Annotated in this window: 14 protein-coding genes and 1 tRNA gene; 7 read left to right on the top strand and 8 right to left on the bottom strand. The window is 47.4% G+C overall.

The window, feature by feature from the left end; translation table 11 throughout:
- Window position 1 precedes the first annotated feature (1 nt).
- From nrdG to IK012_RS01325, 3 genes are all read left to right on the top strand, one after another.
- Window positions 2–559, top strand: coding sequence for an anaerobic ribonucleoside-triphosphate reductase activating protein (nrdG, locus tag IK012_RS01335; protein WP_290949536.1), 558 nt, complete (start codon window positions 2–4; stop codon window positions 557–559).
- 166 nt (window positions 560–725) lie between these two features.
- A complete protein-coding gene (locus tag IK012_RS01330; protein WP_290949534.1) occupies window positions 726–1544 on the top strand; it encodes a hypothetical protein in 819 nt (272 codons plus the stop codon).
- Window positions 1545–1559: 15 nt separating this feature from the next.
- Window positions 1560–2003 carry a hypothetical protein gene (locus IK012_RS01325; RefSeq protein ID WP_290949532.1) on the top strand — a complete coding sequence of 148 codons (444 nt, stop codon included), beginning with the start codon at window positions 1560–1562 and terminating at the stop codon, window positions 2001–2003.
- A gap of 182 nt (window positions 2004–2185) precedes the next feature.
- On the opposite strand, the gene IK012_RS01320 is transcribed toward IK012_RS01325, so the two are convergent.
- The 3 genes from IK012_RS01320 to IK012_RS01310 all read right to left on the bottom strand — a co-directional run bounded on the left by IK012_RS01320 (window position 2186) and on the right by IK012_RS01310 (window position 3554).
- Window positions 2186–2258 (bottom strand) — tRNA-Gly (locus IK012_RS01320).
- A 23-nt stretch (window positions 2259–2281) separates the two neighbouring features.
- Complete coding sequence (locus IK012_RS01315) at window positions 2282–3367, bottom strand: adenylate/guanylate cyclase domain-containing protein (RefSeq protein WP_290949530.1); 1086 nt, start codon at window positions 3365–3367, stop codon at window positions 2282–2284.
- Window positions 3368–3374: 7 nt separating this feature from the next.
- Entirely contained in the window at window positions 3375–3554 is a 180-nt protein-coding gene (locus IK012_RS01310; protein ID WP_290949528.1) for a hypothetical protein, read from the bottom strand.
- Window positions 3555–3619: 65 nt separating this feature from the next.
- On the opposite strand from IK012_RS01310, the gene hemW reads away from it, so the two are divergent.
- The 3 genes from hemW to IK012_RS01295 all read left to right on the top strand — a co-directional run bounded on the left by hemW (window position 3620) and on the right by IK012_RS01295 (window position 11951).
- The gene (gene hemW / locus IK012_RS01305; RefSeq protein WP_290949527.1) at window positions 3620–4759 is read left to right on the top strand and encodes a radical SAM family heme chaperone HemW; all 1140 of its coding nucleotides are present in this window, start codon (window positions 3620–3622) and stop codon (window positions 4757–4759) included.
- 320 nt (window positions 4760–5079) lie between these two features.
- A complete protein-coding gene (locus IK012_RS01300; protein WP_290949526.1) occupies window positions 5080–7773 on the top strand; it encodes a hypothetical protein in 2694 nt (897 codons plus the stop codon).
- Between the two features lie 20 nt (window positions 7774–7793).
- Window positions 7794–11951: a hypothetical protein gene (locus tag IK012_RS01295; RefSeq protein WP_290949525.1), complete on the top strand. Its 4158-nt coding sequence runs from the start codon at window positions 7794–7796 to the stop codon at window positions 11949–11951.
- Between the two features lie 123 nt (window positions 11952–12074).
- On the opposite strand, the gene IK012_RS01290 is transcribed toward IK012_RS01295, so the two are convergent.
- The 5 genes from IK012_RS01290 to IK012_RS01270 form a co-directional block, all read right to left on the bottom strand.
- Window positions 12075–14003, bottom strand: coding sequence for a hypothetical protein (locus IK012_RS01290; RefSeq protein ID WP_290949524.1), 1929 nt, complete (start codon window positions 14001–14003; stop codon window positions 12075–12077).
- A gap of 23 nt (window positions 14004–14026) precedes the next feature.
- Window positions 14027–18490 (bottom strand): hypothetical protein, encoded by a 4464-nt coding sequence (locus IK012_RS01285; RefSeq protein WP_290949522.1) that lies wholly within the window; start codon window positions 18488–18490, stop codon window positions 14027–14029.
- Window positions 18483–21962, bottom strand: coding sequence for a hypothetical protein (locus IK012_RS01280; protein WP_290949520.1), 3480 nt, complete (start codon window positions 21960–21962; stop codon window positions 18483–18485). The genes IK012_RS01285 and IK012_RS01280 overlap by 8 nt, the downstream gene beginning before the upstream one ends.
- 50 nt (window positions 21963–22012) lie before the next feature.
- Window positions 22013–24121: a DUF6603 domain-containing protein gene (locus tag IK012_RS01275; protein WP_367273757.1), complete on the bottom strand. Its 2109-nt coding sequence runs from the start codon at window positions 24119–24121 to the stop codon at window positions 22013–22015.
- 235 nt (window positions 24122–24356) lie between these two features.
- Entirely contained in the window at window positions 24357–24527 is a 171-nt protein-coding gene (locus IK012_RS01270; protein ID WP_290949517.1) for a hypothetical protein, read from the bottom strand.
- Between the two features lie 245 nt (window positions 24528–24772).
- On the opposite strand from IK012_RS01270, the gene IK012_RS01265 reads away from it, so the two are divergent.
- A complete protein-coding gene (locus tag IK012_RS01265; RefSeq protein WP_290949515.1) occupies window positions 24773–25492 on the top strand; it encodes a hypothetical protein in 720 nt (239 codons plus the stop codon).
- The last annotated feature ends 322 nt before the right edge of the window (window positions 25493–25814 follow it).

The following is a 25814-nucleotide window of genomic DNA, read 5'->3' as shown; positions in this document are numbered from 1 at the left end:
GATGGACGTATACCCGCGTTTGCGGATTGCCGGAATCGAGCCCGAATCTTTCGTGGACGGTCCCGGAATCCGCATGACCATCTTTACACAGGGCTGCCACCACAACTGCCCCGGCTGCCAGAATCCCCAGACCCACGATTTCAACGGGGGTCGCGATATCGACATCGAGGAAATCGTCTCGATGCTGGATGACAATCCGCTTTTGGACGGTGTCACGTTCAGCGGAGGCGACCCGATGGACCAGGCGGAGGCCCTGATTCCGCTTGCGCGCATCATCAAGGAACGCGGTCTCAATCTCGTGATTTTCACGGGATATACCTACGAACGCTTGATGGAACTTGCCGCCGGACGCCCGGGGTTCACGGAACTCCTGAGCTATGCCGACATCCTGATCGACGGACCGTTCATCATGGCGAAGAAGTCGCTCGAGATCAAGTTCCGCGGTTCCAGCAACCAGCGTATCATCGACGTGCCGAAGAGCTTGGTAGAAGGCCGTGTGGTGCTGCACAAGATTCAAATTGAAGAAATGGAAGAACGTCCGGACTTGCATTTTGGGTAAAATTTCGTGATTTTGCTTATAAAAAAGCAGCAATAAAAAATTAAGGTCCTTGCCCTAGTATGGGTAGGGATTTTTAACTTATATTAGGAAAAAAGTTTAGAGTCCTGTAAGGAGGGAGTCCATGAAAAAGCTGTTTGCCGGCTGTATTGCCATCTCTTTTGCTTCTATGCTTGCTGCCTGTGGTGATGATTCTTCGTCCACTTCTCCGGATGCTTCCGGAAACGAAAGTTCTTCCTCGGTGGAGGATGTTTCCTTGTCCAGCCAGACGCCTTTATCATCTGAGGCGGCACCCGGGTCATCTTCCAGCGCGCCATCTTCGTCTGCCGCTCCGGCGTCGTCTTCTAGTGCTAAGATCATTATCAGTAACATGCTCTGGGATGCCGAGAACGACCGCGGCGCAGGTCAGGTTATAACGGGTGGCGACAGCCGCACCTCTGGGTTCTGGTATCAAATTAGCGATGGCGTTAATGGAGGTTCTTCTGTACTTCAGTTCCCGTCCGATATAGATACGCTAATTTATGGTTCTCCATTCCCGGAGCTCATTGAAAAATATCACGGAATTGAACTGGAAGCCAAGTTCGGAGCTGGCTACGAAAAACCGTATGCGGGGGTCGCTTTCAATGTCTGGAACGAGGAACAGGAAGGGGGGAATATCTCTCCGTGGGGTGGCCTCTGCCTTGATTACAAGTCATCTATCGATTTTGTGATAGAGCTTGGTCTGGAAGATGGAGCGATCCCGACGATGGATTCCTGCAGCTTTGTGGCGAACGTTCCGGCTTCTGCAAGTGAAAAAGTCAGTGATTTCGATTGGTTGATGTTCAAGAACAGCTGCGGTGCTGGCGTGAGTCCCGATATAAATGATGTTCTGAAAAACGTTGCTACTGTCAGGCTGAAGTTCTCGGGTGCGGCCGGGACTACGGGAGACTTCTTTGTACGCCGTATCGGGGCTATTGGTTTGTGTCACGATATGGTGCCTGCGCCGTAGGCAAGGACTGGTTACATGACTTGCTTTGAAAGAATGAATCATATTGATGATGCGCCTATTACGTTTGCAGTTGTCAACTACGGAGGTTGGGGCGCTCGTCCTAAAGGTATTATTCTTTATAACGACGGTGTTCTGTGCACGTACGAAAGGGACCAGTTCCCTGAAAAAGAAGATGTCGAGGAATCCATCACGCCGGTCGGCTTTGCTCCGCGAATGGTGGAAGATATCTCGGGCCTGATTCTCGCAAACGAGAAAAAGATTTTGCAGTTTCCCGAAGAATTGCGTGGCGATGCTTTTGATGTGGGATTCACGGAAATAAATTTCAATGGGAAATGTTGCTATGCCTATGCGTTGAGCTGCTGCCCGGAAGGGAAGGAAATTATCTTCTGGAAAGATGCGATTCTTTGCTGCATCAAGCGGTATGGCTATTATAACTATGTGAAGGATTTGTTTGGGTAAAAAAAAAAGAGTGAGTGGGGTAGGGACCGATTCGTTTTGCAAATAAATTAAAAAGACGCCGCAAAGGTGTCTTTTTTGTTTGGAGCGTGCTGGGCCGCACCCTCTCCCCCAAGGGGTCTCGGGCCCGGTCCCTTCCGCGTATAAAAAAGAAAACCACCCTGATGGGTGGTTTTCTTTTTTAGAGCGGGAAAAGGGACTCGGACCCTCGACCCCGACCTTGGCAAGGTCGTGCTCTACCAACTGAGCTATTCCCGCGAGGTGAGCACAATTATAGAATATTAATTTAGGGTTGTCAAGGGTATTTGCAAAGAAAAAATCAAAATTTCGTTTTTTTTTCCCCTTAATTCGAAAAATCCTTCCCTCTTGCATAAAAATCCGTGCGGAAGAGGCTTCGGAAGTGCCGCAAAGAGGTCTTCGGATATTAAAAATTCCTGTCCGAGGCGTCCGCAGAGTGTCTGGATGCGACTTGTTGTGTTCAGCACGTCGCCGTGATAGGCGAGTTCGCTCCCGAAATTTCCTACTTCGGTCGTGACGACGCGCCCGCAGTGCGCTGCCGCCTTGAAACTCGGCACTCTGCCGTACTTGCGAATAAACTTGTAACTTATCCTTTCGAGGCATTCGCTGAAGTCGAAGAAGCAGTTGACCGGCCGTGCCTTTTTCCTGCATGCGGAAATGGGCCAGGTGAGGAATGCGCCGTCGCCTGCTATCTGGTAGATTTCGCCGCGGTTTTCTTCGCAGCAGTTGGAGAGCAGCTTGTAGTAGTCCTTCAAGAAGCTGCTGTACTTCACGTGCCCGAGTTCTTCGGCGAGCGTGGTGGAGTTGCGCAGGTCTACCATCATGAACACGAGATCTTCTTCGAGAGGTTCCTGCGACTTGCCGAGCAGCGTGTTCCAGAAAACGCGGGGCCCGAACTTCTTGTGCACCGAACGCACGAAGGTGATGAGGTATGCCATCAGGAAGAATACGAGCAACTGCATCTGCACCGCGGGATTGGAAAATTCCGAGAAGACGCTCCCGAAGCCGATTTCGTTTATGATTCCTTCGCTGGAATCCCTCTGGAACAGGAGAATGCAGAGAACTTTGCTCGAGCAGATTGCCGAGATGAAGTACAGCGTGCGCATGAGCAGGGATTTCCAAATGGACCTGCAGTCCATTTCGTCTCTGAGGATAAGGATGTCGTACACGCCGTGCGAGAGTCCCATGAACAGGGCGAACTGTAGCATCGAGAGAACTTCGCCTGCGTCAATCGTTCCGAACTGGGCGTAACTGTCGACGGCCGAGAAACCTTCCGCGGCAAAAATCCAGCAAAAGACGTAGTAGCAGACTGCGTTGAACTTTCTCTCTGTCTGACGTGTGATTCTCATTGGCTGGCTAATGGACGAACAGGGGGAGAGCCCAGATCATGGCGATGAGGATGATGTCCTTGTAGGAATCGTCCAGTAAAAGGGTAGATGCGAGGAAGAACACTATCGTGGCGATAGTGAGGAATATGAACAGGGGAACCTTTTTTTTCACCCGATCAATGAATTTCTTCTTTTTCTTGTCTTCCATGTTACGGATATAAATTAAATTTTTACAAACGGAACCCAAAAAACTTAAAAAAAAATAACTTGACGATGCTCGGCCTGTATATTCATGTCCCTTTTTGTGCAAAAATCTGTGATTATTGCGATTTTCACGCATTTTCGGCACCTGAATGGTTGCAGTTGGAATATTTGGAGCTGATTTCGAGGGAAATGACCGTTTTCGCGGAGCGCCATCCGGGCGTATTTTCCCGTGTCGAGACCCTGTATATAGGCGGGGGGACGCCCTCCGTGCTTTCGCCGGAGCGCCTGGCCAGGCTTTTCGGGATTGTCGCCGGTGCGGGCGTGAGAATGGGGGCGCTGAAAGAGGCTACGATGGAGTTCAATCCGGAGTCCTGCGACGCCGAACGCATCTCCGTGGCGCTGGAATCGGGCATCACGCGGGCAAGTCTCGGGCTGCAGACGCTCAGTGACGACTTGCTTTCGCGGGTTGGCCGTAGGCACGATGTCGCGACAGGCCGGCAAGCCCTCGACCTGCTCCTCTCGCAAAGGGGCCTGCGGGTGAACGCCGACCTCATGTTCAATCTCCCTGGGCAGGGAATCGACGACATGCTTGCCGATGTGGAATGGCTTACAGACCGGCCGCTCGGCCACGTGAGCTTCTACGGGCTTAAAGTCGACCCGACGCGCCGTCTGGGCAAGCGCATCGCGAAAGGCGAGGAATCTGTGGACGAGGACCTCTATGCGGATATGTACCTGCGGGGCGTCGAAAAGCTCGAAAGCAGGGACTTTGTTCGTTACGAGACGTCGAACTTCGCGCGCGTCGGCGAAGAGAGCCTGCATAACCTCAACTACTGGCGGCGTGGCGAATACCTCGCCTTCGGGCCGAGTGCGCACGGCTATTTCGGGGGAGTGCGTTTTTCCGCCCCCGAAAAGTATGCCCCCTGGCGCGAATACGTGAAGGGCGGCTGCCCCGATAGCGCCCTGATGCTCGACAGGCTCTCGCCCGAAGATGAAATTGCCGAAATCATCCAACTCTCGTTACGTACAAAGTATGGCCTTCCGTTGGAGGCGCTGAAAGAAAGGGGCGTGGCGATAGCTCCCCAAGCTATCGAACGCTGGATTTCGAGAGGTTATCTTGAACAGGCGCAGGGCACAATCCGCCTCGTGGGCGAGGGCTGGCTTTTCATGGACACCGTAGTGCTCGACCTTTATTCGAACTGCGTTAGGTGATGTTGTTGCTAATTGTTTTTTGAGAAAATCTCGGAAGCCCCGGTTGCAAGAGGCTCCGAAAGCAGGAAGAATCCCTGCAAAAACACTGAAAAATTCGCTAGTTTATTCCATATTGGAATAACATTTTTGAGTGAAAAATGGCCCGTAACCCCCTGTATGTATGCGGAGCATCACAGAACGGCCTGCTCTAGGGCCCGGTGTGATGGCCGTCGTTCCCACTTTTCTAAAAAAAAAGATACATTTAATAATGTAAATGCACCCGTTAGGGTGTAGTGTTTGTTTTATTGAGGTCCCCTATGTGCTCTGTGAAGAGAAATCTCGTGATGTTTTTCCTGTCGGTGATGATGCCGGTGGGGCTTTTGGCGCAGGAACCTGCTGACTGCATTGAGTATACCGGCACTCCGGACCCGCTTTGCACTTATCTCCGCATCGAAGATGGTAAACGAATCGGGCTCTTTGTCGTCCCCGAGAACATGGACGTCGTCTCCGCGAACGCGCTCCCGAACACGGATTTCTTCATCTACATGCCCAAGGCATCCTCCGATTCCATCACCGCGAAGCTCGATGCCGATGGTTCCGCCGTTACCCACATGCGCAAGGTCAATTCCGGCGACGAACGCATTGTGGTGGCGGAAATCAGGGGCCTCTATCCGATTAGCAACGTCGTGGTGGGTACGACTGCGGCCGAAGACGGCGACATCGCCTACGCCCGCGTGTACAACTTCTACGCTCCGGATATCGAATACTGCCTCGACTATGACTGCCAGGAAGTGGTGACCAGCGTCTCCAAGCTCCAGCTCGAGGTGGGCGATACGCTCAAGGTCTATGTGAGGGCGGTTATCCCCGTGGGCCCGGGTACGGGACTTACGGATTCCACGCTCGAGAAGGATTTCTACATCAACACGGAAGGGGCGAGCGAGAACCTCCGCTTCTACACGCAGGGCGGTACCGAGCTGCCCAAGGGCGAGAAGGGCCAGCAGCTCATATTCCACGAGGGTCGTGCCTCATTCCTGGTCTGCGCGACCAAGGCCGTGACCGATGGTTCCACCTTCACGCTTAGCGGTTTCGAAGACCCCACCCCCGAGGGCGGCACGGACTTCATCGTCAATAGCGAGTTCCCGGGTAGCCTGCAGTTCGTGAACCCCGACATGCCGATTCTCGACAGCGCATTCATCTACGATACTAACGGTGACGGCGCGGGCGACAGCATCGTGGCGTACTTCTCCGGCCGTATGGATTCCGTGCAGATGGAAGAATTCGCCTACAACTGGCCCGATGGCGGCAAGTTCAAGGATCACCAGGGTGATTGGAAATGGAACCCGAAGACGGGCGTCCTGGAACTTACCGGCGTGAGAGCCTCCATTCCGACGGATTCGGGCAAGGGCGACCTCTCTGTGACGATGTCCTCGGTGAATACCGGGGCGCGGGCCGAGGCTACCGGTGCGCTGACCGACCGCATCGGTCCTGTCATCAAGGTGGCGAACCTCATCAAGGGCGAGGGCTCCACCGATACGCTCGAACTCTTCTTCAACAAGGACATTGACACCTCTTGGACCAAGGGCAAGGGTTTCATCGTGAACGGCACTCCGGTGAATCTCGAGGCCATCCAGAAGGACGGCAATCATTGGTTCTTCGTCATCGATACCGGTGTGGTGGACTTCGGCGATTCCATCCAGATTGCGGTGAGCTGCTCCAACAAGGCCTGTCCTGACGGGCTCGTGAAGGCCGCCGACGGCAACGAGACGGGCAAGAACAACCCGGCAATCGTGCAGAATTCCGGCCGCATCTACGTGGACGACGAGCGCAACGCCTTCTTCGACCGCAACGGCGACGGCCGCATGGACAGCGCCTCCATCGCCTTTGACACGCCCATCTCGCGCGAAGAACTCGACAAGATGACCATCCGCTATTACTGGCTCGACACCGACGGCAATCTCCTGGTTCTCGAACCCGACGTGGAGAAGCTGAACCTTTCGGAAGACGGAACCGTGGTCGGATTCGCCCTGAAGGAAGACAAGTACGGAATCAAGGAAAAGCTCACTTCCATCGACCAGTCCTACTCTAAGGACGGCGAATACGGCTACGTCACGGTGACCTACAGCGAGACGGTGAACGGCGAAAGCGAAGAGAAGACCCTCAACCTCGCGATGCACGACCGCATGGCGCCGGTGATTTCGGGGACGTTCCTCGAACCGGAATCCTACCAGAAGATGGCGTCTGACGTGTTCCGCATCGAGTTCTCCGAGGCTATCGACTACAAGAACCTCTCCACCGATGAATTTGCCGATGTGCTGCGCTTCTACGTCGACGGCGAATGGGTGAAGATTCCGTTCTCTTCCGTGCGCTGGGATTCCGACGGCAAGGGCGCCGAAATCCGCATGGAAAGCGGCACGAGGCTCGTGGACCGCATGAACCCCGCCGATTCCGTGAGGTTCGACCTCGACGGCGTGAAGTTCGTCGACAGTGAGGGCAACGGCGTATCTGGCCTCGCTCCGGCCGAAATGGTGGAGGGCGACCCGCGCGTGCTGATGCAGGCCTACTCGTTTGCCTCCAAGCGCGATGTCGACGAGTCCGTGCAGGATGCCATTACCTTCGAGGTGGCCGACAAGCTCACCTCCGAAGAGGCCAACAAGGCGCTCGGCGTGCTCATGGACATAAGCTTCGCCACCATCCTGAAGGAAAACGAGAAGAAGCCCGAGATGGACCTCTCCGAAATCGGTATGGAATGGGAACTTGAGGTCTATACGAACCTCGGCAACTTTGTGGCGAGAAAATCGCAGAAAATCAAGTGTGATGACAGGGAAATCTTCGACGGCAACTGCTTCGAGAACCCGCATCAATTATATTTACGTTGGAATATGCTCTCGGACAACGGACGCCGCGTGGGCGTGGGTGCCTATGTCGCCCATATCAAGGCGCGCGTCTATGGTGCGAAGGAAAGTTTTAAGATGGAAAGGTTCTATAACTGGGGCATCACCGGATCCCGCAAGATCCGCTCTAGCTCCAAGAAGTAGGCTTACCGGAGGATAGCGCAATGAAAACGACGTCGAAAACATTACTGACCGTAGCGCTGTGCTGTGGATTTACCATGGCTGCGGGCAATATGGCGCCGCCGGAGAACCCGGCGGTCGGTATCTGGATTCAGCAGGTGGGCGATATCGTGCCGCACGCTTCCACGAAGGCTACGCTGTACTATACCAAGTATAGTCAGGATGACCGCGTGAAGGACCTGAACTATTATTATGATGGTGCGGGTTATTTGCAGCTGCTCAGCAAGGAAACTCTTTGTACCTCCGGCGACGGTATGGCGGGTGCCGACGGTATCGTGCACCACCCGGATGGCGACCTCCTGGTTGCGGCTCAGGGCGTTAACATCCACAAGGTGAGCAAGACCGCGAAGAAGGAAGGCGGCCATTGCGTCGTGAAGACGGCCACCCCGGCGACAAGTACGGAAGGTTTCTGGCACTTGATGATGGACCCGACCCAGGAATGGCTCTGGGCGGCGGGTATCCCCGGCTACCTCTACAGGTTCTCGACCAAGATCGACAAGACTCACCCCGAAAGGAAGAACTTTGCGGACAAGGGCTACAAGGTGGAACTCGTTCCGAAGTCTACGGACAGATTGCAGAAGGATAAACTCGCTACGCTTGTCTGGGACAAGGACGGCAACGCCTTCTTCACGTATTCCGACTATTTTGGCGGTGGATGCGAGGCTAATTCCCAGGGAAAACTGTGCTCCGATCGCTCCAAGAATGAACGCAGGGCTGGTGCCTACTTCGGCTACATCACCGATACTACTTGGACCAAGGTGACCAACAGTAATAAGAATACTATCGGCGGTGAAGTCGGCGATTCCGTCATTACCAAACTCGGTACGACCATCCTCATCGACTCCCTCGAAGGTGCGCATGGCGGTACGTACGACCCGTATTCCGAGACCATCTTCGTATTTGGTGGCGCGCGCATCGTGCAGATCAAGCCCTACAAGCAGGGCGGCAAGATGAAGGCGGAAGTGGTCGCATTCATTGACCTGCGTGACTATTTCTTCGTTGAATCTTCGGCCAACCTGACCCAGCCGAGAACCCCCGATGTGGGTTGGCGACTCGACCAGGGTACCGTCGACGGCATGGGACACCTTTTTGTGGCTAGCAATACGGGCCACCTTGTGTTCGTGGACTATGCGGCGAATCCGAACAAGAGAATTAACGACAACGTGCTCGTGCATGTGCAGTGGATTGACAACTACCTCGATGACCTTGCTCCCCTTTCGGGCGCGGGTGTTGTCCGTACGGGTGCGAATACCGGTTCTGACGAAGAAGAGTACAGCAGCAGCGTCGGTTTCAGTTCTTCGCGTATCACTTACCAGGAATCCTCTTCCAGCGTGAAGTCTAGCAGCAGCGTGAAGTCCTCTTCTTCGGGCAACTCCAGCGGCAACAATCCTGGTTCGTCTAACGATAATCCGGGCAACTCCAGCGGCAACAACCCTGGTTCGTCCAACGACAACCCGAACTCCAGCGGCAGCAACCCCGGTTCGTCCAACGACAACCCGAACTCCAGCGGCAGCAACCCCGGTTCGTCTAACGACAATCCGGGCAACTCCAGCGGCAGCAATCCTGGTTCGTCTAACGATAATCCGGGCAACTCCAGCGGCAACAACCCTGGTTCGTCCAACGATAATCCGGGCAATTCCAGCGGCAATAACGGCAATTCTTCCGGCGGCAACCCGGGAACTTCTTCCGGCAGCAACCCGGGTACCTCTTCCAGCAGGCAGACCGGTGCCGAAGATATCGAAAACAGCTCTAGTTCCTCGAGAGTGTATGTCGGGTTCGAAGACTACGACCTCTCCAGCAGTGGTGGCATCGACTTCTACCCGTCCGATGACAAGTACGAGAAGGGCGATTCCCTTGTCGCTTCGGCCACGGTGCTCTTGCCGGTGGATTCCGGTAGCGGTACTGGCTTCATCAAGATCGGCGAGAACTACTACATGGAAGAGAACAACCCGACCGGGCTCAAGCTTGACCTGCGCGTGAATTCCGGACTGGATTCCGCCCAGGTGGGCCAGGTGGTGGCTCTCACGCTCGATTCCGCGAAGGTTGCCGAATACTTCGGCACCAACCTGGATAGCCTCACGTTCGCGACGGGCTCGGGCCTTATCCTGATTGACCCCACGAACCCGAATCCGAACGACACTATCAGGGTGAACGCCGACGGCTCCATTACCATCTGGGTGACTGCGGACAGCGTCATCCAGGGCGGCTCCATCATCGTGCATGACCCCGTGAGCAATACGACCGTCATTATCGATAACATCAACTTCTACGACCCGATTCCGGATGCGGAACTTGGCTACATCAAGGATTCCGATGGCCTCGATGGCTTGGATTACGTGGAAATCGTGCTGAAGGATTCCGTGATCGCGGATCTCGAGGTGGCCTCCGTGGCGCTCGTGGTGAACGGCGATACGCTCAGGACGAAGCACAAACCCACATTGAACGATTCCCGCGACCGCATATCCCTGAAGGTGGAAGACCTGACGTTCCCGGAGAAGTTCCCGGAGGATGCCATCGCCATCATCACCTACACCAGCGTGCATGACGGCTCGACCTACATCCGCGAGACGGGAATTGTCGAGGTCGGCAGCCACGTCATCAAGGATGCCTTCGCCATCCGCAATACGAGAGGCAAGGACTCCCTGTTTATCGAGTTCAACATCGACATCATCCCGAAGGACCTCTCGACGCCGGAACTGCTCGTGATGCTCAAGCAAGATGCTAAGCGCTACGGCTTCGATCTGGACCAGATTACCAACGTGTACATGCCGACCAGGAACATGGTTATCCTCGTGGGCGAGAAGATGGGCCTCAAGGGCAACGACCGCGACAGCGTCTCGCTGCACCCGCAGGTACAGTTCAGCAACCTTCGCTACGTGACTTCCGACGAATACGACCGCGAAGTGCCGGTGACCGTCATGGACCGCCTGCCCGCCGTTGTTGACGTCGAGTACAGGGACGAGGATGGCGACGGCGTGCTCGATCATATCGTTACCAACTTCAGCGAAGCGCTGAGTGCCAAGGAAAAGGACATGATTTATGCGACGTTCCCGTGGTACAGCGAACGCGGCATGCTCATCCAGCTGCAGGCTCAGCCCTCCGACATGAAGTTCGACGGCAAGGATTCCACGCGCCTTGTGTGGGAAGTGCATTCTACGACCCCGATCGCGAAGGGCGTGACGAGCATCAGCGAATCTCTGCCGAACGCGACCATCTTCAGCTACTACGACGTGCTGGGACAGACGTTCGTGAGCGAAGAGGCCGCACCGCTTGTCGACAAGATGTCGCCGGTGGTCGCTGGCGTTACCCTCAGCTATGGGAACAAGGCCGATACGCTTATCGTGTACTTCTCTGAAACCATCAAGTACAAGGATTTGAAGGGCGATGACTTCTTCCGCTACATCCACGGCAAGGATACCATCGATATCACCCCGAAGGGAATCGACTGGGCTGCCGACGGCCTGAGCGCGAAGCTCATCATCGATGGCAGCGTCTCCACTATCCTCCCGGGTGACTCGCTCATGGTGGTGAAGGGCGCGAAGAGCGTCATCCAGGATAACTTCGGCAACGTCGCCGGCGAAAAGCCGAGCCCGGTTGTTATCGCAGGCCTGCTGAACCACCTTGTCGAGGCGACCAACATGGGTACCTTCGATGGCGAGGATGAAGTGCTGCGTACCCTGAGCTCCGTGAACCTGCGCTACATGGACGGCTCCACGACCAAGGAAGACATGGAGAAGGAAGGGGCGCTCGGACAGCTGGTGCAGCTGGGTGAACGCTTCGTGCCGCAACTCCTCGACCGCGCGCAGATTTCTGCGGACGGTACGGTAGACCCGACGGTGCTCGATTCGCTCGATCCGGAGAAGGTGTTCATCACGTTCGTCGTGAACTACTACGACCACTTGGGACAGTACGTGAACGATACGACCATCATCGTGCCCTGTAAGAGCCCGAAGTTCGGTGGAAACTGCCTTGTTTCGGACAAGAAGATCTTCGTGAACTGGAACTTCAAGGATCACCGCGGCCGCTTCGTGGGAACGGGCGTTTACTCGGTGCAGTTCAAGATGGTCGTCCGTTACGAGAAGAAGAAGATCGAAGAAGAAATCAAGGACAAGTGGGGCGTACGCCGCAAGAAGAAAAAATAGTCCTGGTAATGTAGCCCTGGAGCGCGGCCGCCGGCCGCCACGATAGGGCTTGAGAATATGAGAAAGGCTCCGCAGATGAATGCGGGGCCTTTTCTATATGTGTTATGTCGAGGCCGTTAGCTGTTACGGGGCTTCTTCCACGATATTCTGGTTTTCTATCTGCTTCCCGTCGGATTTGCGGATCAGTTCGTCGAAGAGCAGCCCGCTGTTGGCTTGGTATTCGCTGATTGTCTTGCGGTTGCCCAGCCAGCAGAAGGATTCTCCGTTGAACCAGCGGGTGCGTTGCGCCGTTTTGGTGACCTTGAAGCCATAGCCGCCGAATTGGTCTTCGTCGATACGGAAGGGCTTGTATTCGTTGTCCGAAACTCCGGCCCCCTTTGCACCCAGAAGCTGGGTGGACGGGCGTGTCGGCAAGTAGGGATCTTTGGTGGGGTCTTCGTTTTTGTAGAAAATGGGCATCTTGGCGCGTCTCATGAAGATGTTGCACTTGTCGGATTTCTGCTCGGGGATGAACGGAATCCAATTCAGCGGAACCCTGTTCTGGATGAGCAGGGAATACTTCGCGTCGTTTTTCGCCTTTTCGGATGTGTTCGAATTTTCAAGAGCGTTATGACGGTCAACATCTTCGAATACCGCGTCTGAGAGCGTCTTGCCGTCCATGGTGCCGCCGCAGCCGTCGTTTATCTTGTTTTCGACGCCCCATACCATGTTGGCCATCTCGTCGCGAAGGAACTGCACTTCTTCGATAGGGGCGCTTTCTTCGCAACGCAGGACCGTCGGCGGGCAGACAAGTCCCTTGTTTATGGAAAAGTCATCGTTCTTGTAAGCGTCTGGTTTAGTTGTGCCGAATAAACTCCAACGGTTGATGGGAGGGGTGTTTATTTTGTTGTTGTCAATGTCTTCAGCGCTTTTATCAATGACTCTTGGTTCGCCGAAGGTATCTATGACCTCGATTTGTTTGACATTGATGACGGTACCTGTTTCGACTTCTATCGGGCTAATCATCCAGTCGTTGCCGTACATACTGACGTACTGCATCATTGTTGCTGCTGATATGAACCTTTCGTCGGGGACGCTGTTGCCCATCTGGACTTTTCTGTCCTCGAATTCCCAGAGCCTTTGTGCTGGAGCACCAGGGAATGTCGCCGGTGTAGGAATGGTTGTCCATTCTTTTGTCTCACTCTCCAGAGGCTTGGGAAGTTCTCCGGATCCGTCGAAAGAATACCACGATAATGTACCGGAATCGTAACATTCGGTGGAATATGTCAAGGAATTCTTTGTGTTGTCTAATTTCATGCCGACTTCGTAACCGAGTTTTTCGGTGCTCCAGTAATTGTTGTCGGCCTCGTTAGGCAGGAACTTGTTGCCAAACCATTGGGCGTATTTTTCTAGTTCATCCTTTGCCGATTCGGTGCCTGCTATGTTTTTATAAATGCTGTTGCTCTTGATTTCGCAATATACTTTATATCCATCGAAAGAACGCTTTGCATAGAATGCGATAAATTTCTTCAGGGTTTTGTTGTTTTTTGTTTTGAGTTCTTCAAGGGCGTCGCCTTTGAAAGCAATTTCTAATGGATATTTATTTTTTAACTGAGGAACTAAATTGGAAAGTCCTCTGGCCTTGAGCTTTTTTGTCAACTGCATCGCGGATTCTACACGCACGTACGGTGTGATGTCGTAATCTTGTTTTTCGACATCGTATTCTGTCGGACGCTCCGTACTGTAGGGCTTTGAAGCCCATTCTCCATCTGCTTTTTTATATTGCAGCTGGGTGATTTTTTTGCGGCTTGTTTTAATCTTCATTTGTACAGGTGTGCCGCAATCGTTTCCTTGAAAACGTCCGTATTGCCACTGGCGGGTAAGCATCCAAAGAGGGTCGAATACCTCGAAGGAAAGGGCGTTGTCGTAGTTGTTGTTCCTAGTCCTGGGCTCGATTCTCGACCAGATTTCGGTATCGCCAGTTTTCTTTATATATTTTTCTATGGTACTTTCAAGATGGCTTGTGTTCGTGATAAAAGCGTATGCGCCATTGTTCTTTTCGTCAATTGCCATAATAGAGTCCTCTTCCTGGTTGCCTATTTTTGCTTAATCAAGGGGAATATTCTTGATAGTTCCATGTCTTTGTAAATCATATCCGGTTCTACGGCGCGGTTCATCATCATGAATCGGGTTGTGTCTAGGATTTCCTTTAAGGAATCAAAATTCCATGTTTCTTGGCTAGATGGAACTACGCTCGGATACATCGCATATAGGAGTGCCTGCGGAGCTTCATTGTCCGGTTTGTCGCAATGGAAAACTAGGCCTGCGTTGTGCTTCTTATATGGTATGTATTCTATCCAGGAATCAAAGATGAATCCGGAATTGTAATTGTTTCCACATTCATAGGAACCCGTGTTGTATAGGATTAGGGAATCGGCGTCTGTTAGGTATTTTTCGTCTTTGACCGCAGCTCCCATCCAATACCATTTTTTGCTCTCGTCATCAGTCTTTTTTGTATTCTGTAAAATAGAGATTTTCCCGACATCCTTTTCAAGAGCCGTCTGGAACATGGAGAGGTTGTGTATTTCCTTCATGCCGCTGCGGACTTCGGCAATTTCGTCTTCCCATTTTTCGAAGGAATCTTTGTCTGTATTTTGAATTTTTGAAAAGTCATCCGCAATGTCGTTATCAATTCCCAAATTGTTTGGAGGAAGTTTAAACAGCGGGAATACTTTTGCGTTTTTCAATGTGAGCGTCTGAATGGCAGAAACGTAATCCTTAGATTCGAATTGTTCGATTGCAGAGAGAATTCGATTCTTCGATTTCGAATTGATATCTAAATCGTTCATTGCGTCTTCTACATATTGATGCAGCAAGGCCTTTGATTCTTCGGAATTGAAAATATCCGTCTTGTACTCGATGAGGCTGTTCACCATGCCGAGTTCATAGCAATTGCAGAGGAGCTCGTATGCACGACGGATGGCATTCTCGTCAAGTTGAGCTGCGCTCTTATTCTCATCCAACCATTTTTTCAATTCCTTGTGAAGGTCTTTGGCTTTTTGTGCGATTGTATTGAATCGTTTTTCTAAATCATTAGAGTCAATATAGTCTTCGTCTGTTATATTGTTCTCGTCTGGATTCAGCAAATCCGATGGCTTTAGGCTTCGTCCGGCCTTGATTATCTTGCGAAGGGTCTCTATTCTGAGGGCGTCTTCTTCGAGGCTCAGGCGAGTGCCCATATCTTGTGCTTCAAGATCAATGGGGCTTTCGGTGAATTCAATCGGCTCGCTATTGAATTTATTGTTCTTGATTCGCCAGCATATTTCAAGGTATTTGTTGAATGCTTGCGGGTTTGCCGAAAGGTAAAGGTATTCTGCTGCAGAAATATTTAAATCTGCGAGGGTACATGCTCCTCCATTGATGGTGAAATAGATGTTGGCTGTATCACCCAAAATAGAATCTATCCAGCCGTCTATGGCGGGGTCTGCCATACACAAGGGCTTGCTTGAAATTTCGCTCTTTGATTGTGGAAGAATAAGACCGGCCTTATGCGCAACAACGACTTTTTCACTAGGGAATTTTAGGAGTTCTGGTTCTGGAACTCCCCCCTCACCTGTAGCGATAAAATTGCCAATGGCAGCAAATGATTCCTTGTCGCCCATAACCAGACGATGAACACCCTCTGAAAGCAATAAATCGTTCAATGCGTCATAAGAATCCATCAAGCGTTCTATGATTTTGAAGAAAGCGCTCTTCTCTTTCTCGTCTTTAAGATCAAGACCTCTTATCCAATTAATAGAACCTTCGTTTGTTTCTAACCATTTGGAGGTTGTCTGTTCCCATTTCCAATTTTTATGATTGATTATAGTATCAAGCAGCGCTTCCCCATTAATGACTTGCATTATATAGCTATGTGCTTCATCTGTTTGAGAGTCTATATTGTTGATTTGAGGAAATTCCTCTCGTAACGGGATGATACAACGGTCTAGTTCAATATTGTATAGATTTGAGGCGTCGTGCAGATATCGCTCTAAATCGCATCCAAGAACAACGCTCATGGACATGCCGATCTTTATTCCGTCTATGAGTCTTAAGGCCTGCCGTACTCTCATAGATGACAGGTTGACACAAATGTGACTATCTTGTTTATCTTTTATTGATTTTGTATAAGCGCTTCTTAGAACAGCAGCAGATAAGGCATGCTGTAATGACGGCGCCAATATAAAGTGGTCGCTATCGGACTTTGAATTTCCTTCATTTAAATCGAAAACCCAACCATAGGCTCCTAAAAAGGATGGGGTAAGTCGGTTTTCTGTCCTGATGTAGTCGAGAATTCCACTGAACCAGGCGTCTATTCTGTATGTAAAAAGGTCAAGGAATTCACCAACGTATTTTTTTGCGACTTCGATGTCGTCGGTGAATTTGTTTTCTCCTGTTGTTAAGGCTCTTATTAATTTTTTTGTTATTTCGTTTTTCTCAAAAATTTCTGAATTGCCGGATTCGTCTAAATATTCATTGACCGCCTCTTTGATTGGTTCGGCAGAAAATAATTTACGACTAATTAATTCGTTGAAAATACTGCTTTGTCCAAATATTTTTTGTGAAAACTGACTTGTTGTCGAATTTAATTTATCTGGTGTATTTTCTTCTAATAAAGGCGAATGGATGAGTTTTCTTTCAGAAAATGAAATGGAATAGGGCGTTTGCCCTGCCATCTTAAGGTAGTCTTTTTCTGCGTTGTTTCCTTTGAAGGGGGCTGAAATCTGTTCCTTGTTGCGTAAATCTTTCCATTTGTTTGCTAAGGCAACCAAATCGTTTAATAAAAATCCTGCTTCCGCAAATGTGCGTGTCTTGAAGATTATTTTTCGATTCTTGTAAAAATCGTTACAGATTCTTTGAAAGTCCGATACGGGAAGGATTCCGTACGGGAGATTGTCAATTCTTATAGAGGGAAATTTCCCGCAGGCTCGAAGATTGTTTTTTATAAAGTGTTTAAGGAAAGAATAGATGTCTTTGTTAAACGATGCAATAATTTCTGATTCATTTAAGACCGTCCAAAGGAGACTGTATGCTTGCCCTGTTTCATGATCCTGCTTTAAGTCAAAGTTTGCGATGTGTCCAAAACAATTGTTATAGATGTTTTCTCCTGCAAATAATTCTGAAATGACGTTTGCATCATTTCTTTTTTCGTTTATGTAATAGTCGTTGACTTCGATTTCGTAGCGTTTACGCATCAAATCTTCTTCACTGAGAGATTCTGATGCGCATGAATCCTTTTCGACAATATTTGTCTTGGTACGGGCGGGAATAAATTGAAGCGAAGATGTATTGTAGTTGTGCCCATTAAATAACTTTTCAAAAGTATCGCTAGAGTATTCTTCTTTTATTCCTAGCACATAGATAAAATTGAACCCTTTGACGGAATCGTCAAGGTCAATTGTTATCGCCATCCCCATGTCTTCGGCGGCTTTATAATCGACAAGCCATTTGGCTTTTTCGTCAAATTCTAGCTCGGTTGCTTCTTGATTAAGAGTATCTTTTTGTAAGTCAAAAAAGGTGCTTATGCAATCTTTTTTGACTTTATACTTGGACAATTTGTAGATAATCTTTTTATCTGTTTTGGTTTCTCCGATAAATAAGAATTGATTGGGAAATAATTCGGCTGTTGGAAAATTAAAGTTTGAATTTGGGTTATCGTCGACTTGGCAATTTGGGAAAAAATTGGGATTGTCTTTTCGGCACTGATTGATTACATCTGAAAGAGATTTTTTCTTATCGATTAATTTATTGATAAGGTCTTTAACATCCTCCTTAACCGCATTTAAAAGACTGTAGTCGGCATCCCATAGTTGAATAGAATTGGTCGATTTTAAATCTGGGTGTTTTTGGTAGATAATTTCGTAATAATCAAGGCGCTGATTTAAATAAACGGCCATGTTATAAACTGTGTCACAAAGATAATCAACGATAAATTTGCGCTTTTTTATGTATGTCGTTATGTCGCCTATATTACCTTGGATTGATTCGAGATTTTCATTAATTTGAATTTCGAAGTTACTTTTTGTATTTTCTGTTTTTTTTACATCGTCAAGCTCATTGAATGAGATTTTTTCGAGTGTCTCGTATATAGCTGAGCATTTTTTTTCAATTTCTTCCATCCCGACATATGGACGATTGCCAAATTGGACACCACCTTTTCGATAGTTTACTATATCTTTTGGCCTTAAAGTTCTGCAAATCCATGCCGCTCGGTGGACGGGATACTTAGAACAAAGATTCTCCCATGCTTCATATTCGCGTTCTTCATCACCGCTTGCAATATACCACTGGAACCAGAAGAATGTCCCGTCTTCTTTTTCATCGGATGTCAAGGACTCTTTTTTATATTTCAAAAGCGCTTCGTCGGGGATAATCCTGACGCGAAGCTGTTTTTTCTTTCCTGGATTACTAGGGCTAAAATGTGTCTCCAGTCTCAAGGGAAAGAGAAACAGGGGGGATGTTTGAGGAATCTTTGAAAGGATTTTGTCAAATTCTTGTATGTCGCTCATTTTGCTATTCACTGATTAAGGTTGAGACGTGTATGTTGTAGATTTCGGCTGTTACTAAATGTTCTGTTGCGAATAGGGCTGCATTGGACAAATTGCTAGATGGAGAAACTTTTGCTTTGAACTCGGTATTTTCGATGTTTTTTTCAAAGGACAAAAAGTATCCGCTATTTATATTGCGGTTTGTATTGAATGTGCCGATGGCATCGTCTGGGCTTATATCGAAACTTACAATGTAGATGTCGTCTCGAATGAAAGCTTGTGATGTAGGCTCAAGTATATTGTCGGGAAGGTTATCGTCTGTCACGAGTTTTAATTCGTTATGTGCAGTGGCGTCGTAATAAGCTTTTCTGAGGGTTATTTTTGTGTCGGGGTAGGCTTTCATCAAATCTCCCCTTATTGCAAAAACAAGCAGATCGCCTTTATTGCCAAGATGATTATGTCCGATATCATTTTTCCAATCATGTAGCGATTTTACATCAAAGTAGTTATCGTCTTTGATGTCATCAATGCTTACGTCTGTATCCCAAAATTTGCAGAAATAGGAGCCTCGTTGATCTGTCGGGTATTCTCTCCATAGCAATTCTCTGCCCATTTCTGTATTCATTCCGCAAAGGAATGATTCGATAAAGGTTGGATTGTTTTTGAACATTGATATTGTATTGTTTTCAATGTCATCAATTCCCGGTAAAATAAATTCGTCAGAAATTGCTTTTAGGTAGTAATAGGTTGGCTCCGGGAAAATCGGATAGGCCATAATGGGGTATTTGGATGTTGAAAGGCTTGCTTTATATTTCTTGATTGATTCTGGATTGTTCAAGAATATATTGAAGTATTTCTCAATCTTTTTATTAATATATTCGTTGGTTTTAGAGTTTATCAAACTTTTGACAAGTATTTCAATTTTTGCATTCGTTTCGTTCTCGTTATCATTGTTGTTGCCATTGTTGTTTGAACTGCTGCTAGGACTACTCTGCTTGATAGATTGAATTTTACTCCAAAGTGATACCAGAGAATTGTGAATGACCTGAATATTAAAGTCTTCAACAAATTCGGTGTTTGAAATGAGTTCTGCATCGGCGAGAATGTAGGATGGATTAAAATAGTAACAGTATAAGTATTCTAAATAGATTCGAACCTCAGAGTTGTTTTCCCCATTGCAGAGCTTTGTCTGGGCTTCTTTTTTCCACTCATCTTTGGATGGATATCGGGATGGCATTTTTATTTCTTTTTTTTCTTTATCATACAGCATAAAGAATTTTTTTATTGGGCTGTTTTGCTTTTGTATTTCATCCCTGTTTACAAAGAGGAGGCAAATATCCTTATCTTTGTCCTGAATTCTAACAATAGATTTGGTTGCTTTTGGAAAAGTCTTTTTGAATTTGGATGTTTCCAAAGCGATGACATCATAGTTGTCTCCATTATTTATAGGCTGTGGGGAAGAACCTTTGCCAAGATAAATATTTCGAGGCTCCCTGTAGTCCTTTATACTACTCTTTCCTTTCTTCTTTATCCATCCTACCGATGAATTAAATCTAGCGGTATCGAATGACATGTGTGCCGCATTGTTGTCTTCTCCTGCACAATTAGACCTATCCCAGAGTGCGTACATACTATCGGAACTGGAGGAAGTTTTGTTGGAAAATGACATCATTGTCCTGATGGAAAATGCGCTATTGTATTGCCCAAAATCCTGGCGGTTGAAACTTGCGCATGAAAATTTTGAAAATATTTCAGCAGTGTTGAGAAGGCCTTCCTTTTTGTCAAGAAGCCTTACTAGCTTTGAAAAGAAATTTGTTAAATCACTAAAGGATGGCGCTTTTATCAAGTCTTTGGCAACTGGAATGGTGTACGTTTGATTTTCGGCGATTCTTTCCATTAGGGAACTGGTTTCGGTTGTATCTTCTTTGCTGTGTTTAAAGATATCTCCAGTTCTTCTTAAAAATGATGTAGTTGCAAAGGATTGGGGAATTCCTTTTTTGGTGAGAATTTTTGAAATGGAGCTGGAGCTATTTTCATCGCTTCCGGAGCCCACATCTCGCATGAGCGGAAGGTTCATTATCAGCCTTGCTAATAACTTCTTTTTGTCTGCCTCTGATTCTAACCATTTATAGTTATGCTTCTGTATGGATTTCTGAACATTTACGCTGAGCATCTTTTGGTTTAAGTCGGCATTTATGCTCTTTACAAATTCGACTTGTTCCCAGGCTCGGTGTACGAACTCTTCTTGGTGCCTTTGTACCACTTTTTTTCCGAGCCCTGCAGCCGCCCTATGGTGCAAATCTAGGTTGATTTGCTTTAACCACGGGGGGGTATCGTTACTTTCTAAAGATGTCGCAAGAACGTGTTTAGCTCCGTATACGGGAGGAACGATCCAAGGATCTTCATTGTCTTTTTCTGCGTTGTAACTTATTTCGTTTATTATTTCTTTGTTCTCGCTAAAGACTGGGTTCCTGGATAGTAAATTTTTCAAATTTTTGTAAAGATTAGTTCCCTGTGATGGAAATGCTTCTTCGGGATTGTCGCTTGTTGGCCCTAAAGCGGCTGGCATGCAGATGGTTCCGTTTTTTTGAGGGGTATCGCTTGATTTACACGAAAGCCCCTCTCCTAGGGCGGTAACATCGATGTAGATTCCATCTTCAACATCATTATTAGGCTTTAGTTCTTGAACCAGTTGATTAAACGATTTTCCTTTGGGCTGGAGAGTCCATGAGTAATAAAAGGGAAAAACTAAGGAATCTTTCTTTCCTTTTTGTCTTGCCCAAGATTCTTCCCAAGCGGGGGCTTGGGCTGGGGTTGTACTCAAAATATCTTCACTATAACCTAGCCCTCTGAGGCGTCCGACTTCGAAGACTGGAATAAGAAAAGCTCTGAAATATTTTGATTCTTTTCCAAAAATGGAATTTTCCTCTTTAAAAGAGGCCCCCCCTAGGCAAAGGATGCGGCAAAAGGTTACATCTTCATCGGAGTCGCCTTGTGCGTGTGCTGATTTGTAGATTTCCTTTGGGTCTGGGAATATTTTTTTGTATTCTTCTTCTGAGTCTACAACGAATGTGACTTTGTTTTGCTCGATATTGTATTTGCCCTCTTCGCAAACAACGAGTGCGATCCATGGGCGCAGATTGCCTTCATTGGCGCAAGCTGGGGTATAGCGCCAGGCAAAATCGGGTTCCCAAAATTCGATGTATGGACGATGATTTACGACAATTGTCCCGTTACTCGATTCAGGAAATACGTGTTTAATAGCTTTGGTTGTGATATTCAATACATCGCCAGGGCCTGCAATGCTGATTTCCTTGCTTTCGTATCTTGTTTCTTTTACTTTTCCCTCTTTGTCTTTGTATCCGCAGATTTCTGCCGATACAGTAACTGTTGGACGATTCTTTATTAGAGAGTTTTGGCAATCTAGACCAAGAAGATCTTTTTCGTTAATGTGGAGGCCTAAGCCTTTTCTAACCCAGGGAGAAAAATAGGTTTGGTTGTTCATAAGGGACTCTTGTTTTGGCAAAATTCTATCGTTGCTCAGATTTAATTCGTTTAAGGTTTGATGCGGATTAATTCGTTCATCTGTTTGATGTATCTTTCGATGCCGACGGAACTCCTGTTGTACGAAGCCTTTAAGGTTATGCCTTTTTTGGGGGGACGAAGACTTTCTGAAGAATCTTTTTGGGGCAGATTCTTCGTTGTTTCCTGAATAACCCTTATAATACTGGGAAATACCTCTTTCTCTGTGCGCGTAGAATCTTTGGCTTGAGACGTTTTGATGTTTTTTATTCGGTTTTCTATGCTGAATTTTTTTGATGTGGCCATGGGTTGAGTGGCTCGATTGACGATTTTATGAATATTAATGTTTTTGTTTTTTGATGTTCCATTTTTCCAGCGTTCGAATTCGGCAGAACTTGTCATGTAATTCTTTTCTTTTTTTATTTCTTTTTCTTCAATTTTTCCGGAGACTTTTTGGAATATGTCGCCTGCTTGGAATCCGCTATTCATATTTTCGTAGGATTTTTTTGAGAGCTTTTCTTTGTCACTCATTTTTGTTATGAGGCTGGGCGCAAAAGAGGATTTCTCTTTTTTTAATTCTTTAATTGGGGCATCTCCGATATAGACGTTCTCCAGTTCCAACTTGCAAAAATCGTCTATCTTGCTTTCTCCGTAAAAATCCATGTCTTGGTCGAATGGTACGGCTGTTTGGTTGAATACTATGGTATCGTTTGGTGCGATGATTAATCCGAGGTTATCGAAAGATATGTGGGTAACCATGTTGTCTGTCTGGTCAGACGAGATTACTGTCCAGTTTGATTTCTCTTTTTCCTTATTGGAGAATTCATCGTGGAACAAGGCGTATACATTGGTGGGGGCAATGGCTTGGCCTTTGTTCGTTTTACCCCATGTAAGGTTGAAATTGACCTTGATTTTAATGACGACCCAAAATTCAGCACAGCCCTTGGCATGCCATGGAGCGGGACCGGACAGCTCGAATGCGAGCGAGATGCCGCAAAGTGTACAACGGCCAAGTTTTACGGCGAGGCCGGCGGACATGTCGACCGTAAAGGCGAAGGGATTGAATTGGAACAAGGCGTTGAAAGCGGCGTTGCCTGTAATGCCAAATTTTTCCCAGCCAATACACATAAAGAAGGCTGCCCCGAATTGCACTGTATTCGATGTTATTGCAAAGTAGGTGTCGAGCGACATCTTGAGGATTTTGTAATCCAATTTTAGGCCGACGCGTTTTAAGGCGGGAAGGTTGAATCCTGAATCCGGCTTGTATTGTGGATGGAATCCTCCGACGGTAAGGACGAATCCCTTGGTTTCGCCACCCCAGTAAATGCGCATCGCAATGTCGCCATACAAGTCTAAGCCGACGATTTGGGAGTCGAACAAAGATGCGTCAAGAGAAATTCCTTTATCAAACTGGATTGCTCCGATGAAGTCTGCATTGATTGCAAGTAGCTTGTCCAACGATTCTTTGATTTTTACATGGATAACGCCGGCAAGGATGATGGTTAGCGGTTCTGGAGCCTGGATAAATAGACCGACATCCGCCTTGAAAAGGGCTTTTGTTCCCCAGGTAATTTGGGCGAGCAGTCCGAAATACATCTGCCCGTCCCTTATGGGGTAGAATTTATCTACGTTTGCAAGGACTTTGTCGAAGTTTTTCTTGATGTCCCTTACAAAAAGGATGGAGGAAAGGCTTCCATCGTAAACGGCGTTGGTCAAATTGTCGACGTCCAAGCCTCGGTTTATGCCTAGGGAGCCTCCAATGCCTGTAATGGCAAATCCCATTCCAATTTGGATCCCCGGGTTGAATTCGGTGTTAAGCGCCGCCATGAGCGAGAATGGCTTGGTGGCGATGACAAACATTGTGCTTGCGCTGAATTTTTCGAGAATTGTTAGTTCTACGGCACTGGAAAATCGATTTTTTTCCCATTGAATAATGCCGGCACCTTTTACGGCATTCACGTCTATGCCTATGCCGATTCCATTGGGGTATTTGAGGATGGCTTCGATATTTGTGGATTTGCTTTGGTCTAGTAGCGATTTAAACCTTATTCCGACGCCACAATTGGAGAGCGATAGGGTGATTCCTTTGATGTCGACGGTAAAGGCTGTCCTGAGATAAGCGATGAAATCTTTATCTTCGATTTCGAGGTCGATAGCGGAGTTGCTGAACTTGAGGATTTCTAAATCAAGTTGTTTGTTGATTGGAATTGATAACAGTCGCTTTTTGCTTGTTGCGGAATTGTTTGTGTTTGATGTGTTTTTGGAAATATTATTTTTTTCAATATTGCTGGGAAGGCTGCTGATAATTCCTAACGCATTGGTTTCGGAATTGTCGCTTTCGTCGGATTTCCACGTACTGATGGCGTCGATAAAATCGTTAAAGGCCTGGAGGCATTGAGTTCTTATTTTTGTAGAAAAATCCTCTGAATCGTTTTTTTTCTTCTGAGGAAAGTATTATTTCACCGGCGAACTTTAATATTTCTGCTATTGTTGAAATAGGGTTGGAGGTCCCTTCGGTGATATTTTCTTTGTTCTGCTCGTTGCTCATATAGTATGTAAATTGGGAAGGTTTAGTAAAAGATAGCGACTAACAAAGTAATATAATAAATAAAAAGTAATAAAGTAAATGTTTAGTAAATTAAACATTTTTGGATGAATTTGCATAAAATATTGCATACAAGAGATGTGAAAAACAAATATATTGCGTAAAATAATGATTACTTTTGGTGTTTTTTTGAAAAAAAAGTTATGTTAAGTTAGATACAAATAAACTATGATAGAGAGTGTATTCTGATGGATATTGTAAAAAAAATTTATTTAACGAATAATGGTAATGAATCTTATAACGTAAATTTGCTCGTTGATGGAAAAATAGTTACGCTATCCTCTGGTTCTGCAGATATCGTAAATAATTGGAAATCGTCTGGCTTGCGTAAAGGTCAAACACTGACGATTAATCTGGGGGATATTCGGAATTCATTTCAGCAATGGAAGAGGTGCACAATTCGTTTGGTGGTAACAAACCGCAGAAATTTGTTACAGCGCAGTTTCGAATTTCTTTATTTAGAGCATTTAAGAAATGTTGTTAATTCGGACGTTACTATTAATATAGTTGAAGAAAAAGAAGAAAATTTTTCGCTTGTGTCTAAGGTGAATTTTAAGGCTCCAGAAAACCATGCGAAAAGAATTGTTTTAAAAAAAGGAGTCTTGAATGACCCGGCTAAGTTGAGGGTTCGGTGGAGATCTCCTGATGATCCAAAAACGCAAGGGGAAAGACTTACGAAAGAAGTGGGTAAGCGTGAAAATACTTATTGGGATCTTATTGATGAATTGCATTTGCCTGATCTCACGGAGGTTGAGGTGGCAATTGTTGTGGAAAATAACACTTATTGTCAGCCGCAAAAATTTTATGTTTATAATAAATCATCGAGGTTTGCATATTACTGCGTTTCATGGAAATTATATCCATTTGTAAAAAAAATGGAAGGTGTGAGATATGATGGCATAAAATAATTTTGACTTTTTATTCTGTACAAACTAAAAAAAAGAGCCCGACTTGATGTCGGGTTCTTTTCTGTAATTGCTGCTAAAAAGGAGATCCCCGTGATTCTATCGCTTCGCTCCAGAATGACAGCGGGGATGACAATTGCTAGCGGCGTCAGGATGACGCTATTAGCGCCTTCTCTCTGCCATTTCTTTCTTCAAGATGTCCATGACGGCGCCGAGGTCTGCCGGAGCCTTGAACACGGGGTTCGCGTACTTGGAGCAGATGTTCTCGAGCTTCTTTTCGTGGTAGCCGACCTTGAATTCGGTGAACTTGAGGCCGTGTGCCGTG

This window comes from Fibrobacter sp., from assembly GCF_017551775.1.
Classification (GTDB): Bacteria; Fibrobacterota; Fibrobacteria; order Fibrobacterales; family Fibrobacteraceae; genus Fibrobacter.
This window is presented reverse-complemented; position numbering and strand designations above follow the sequence as displayed.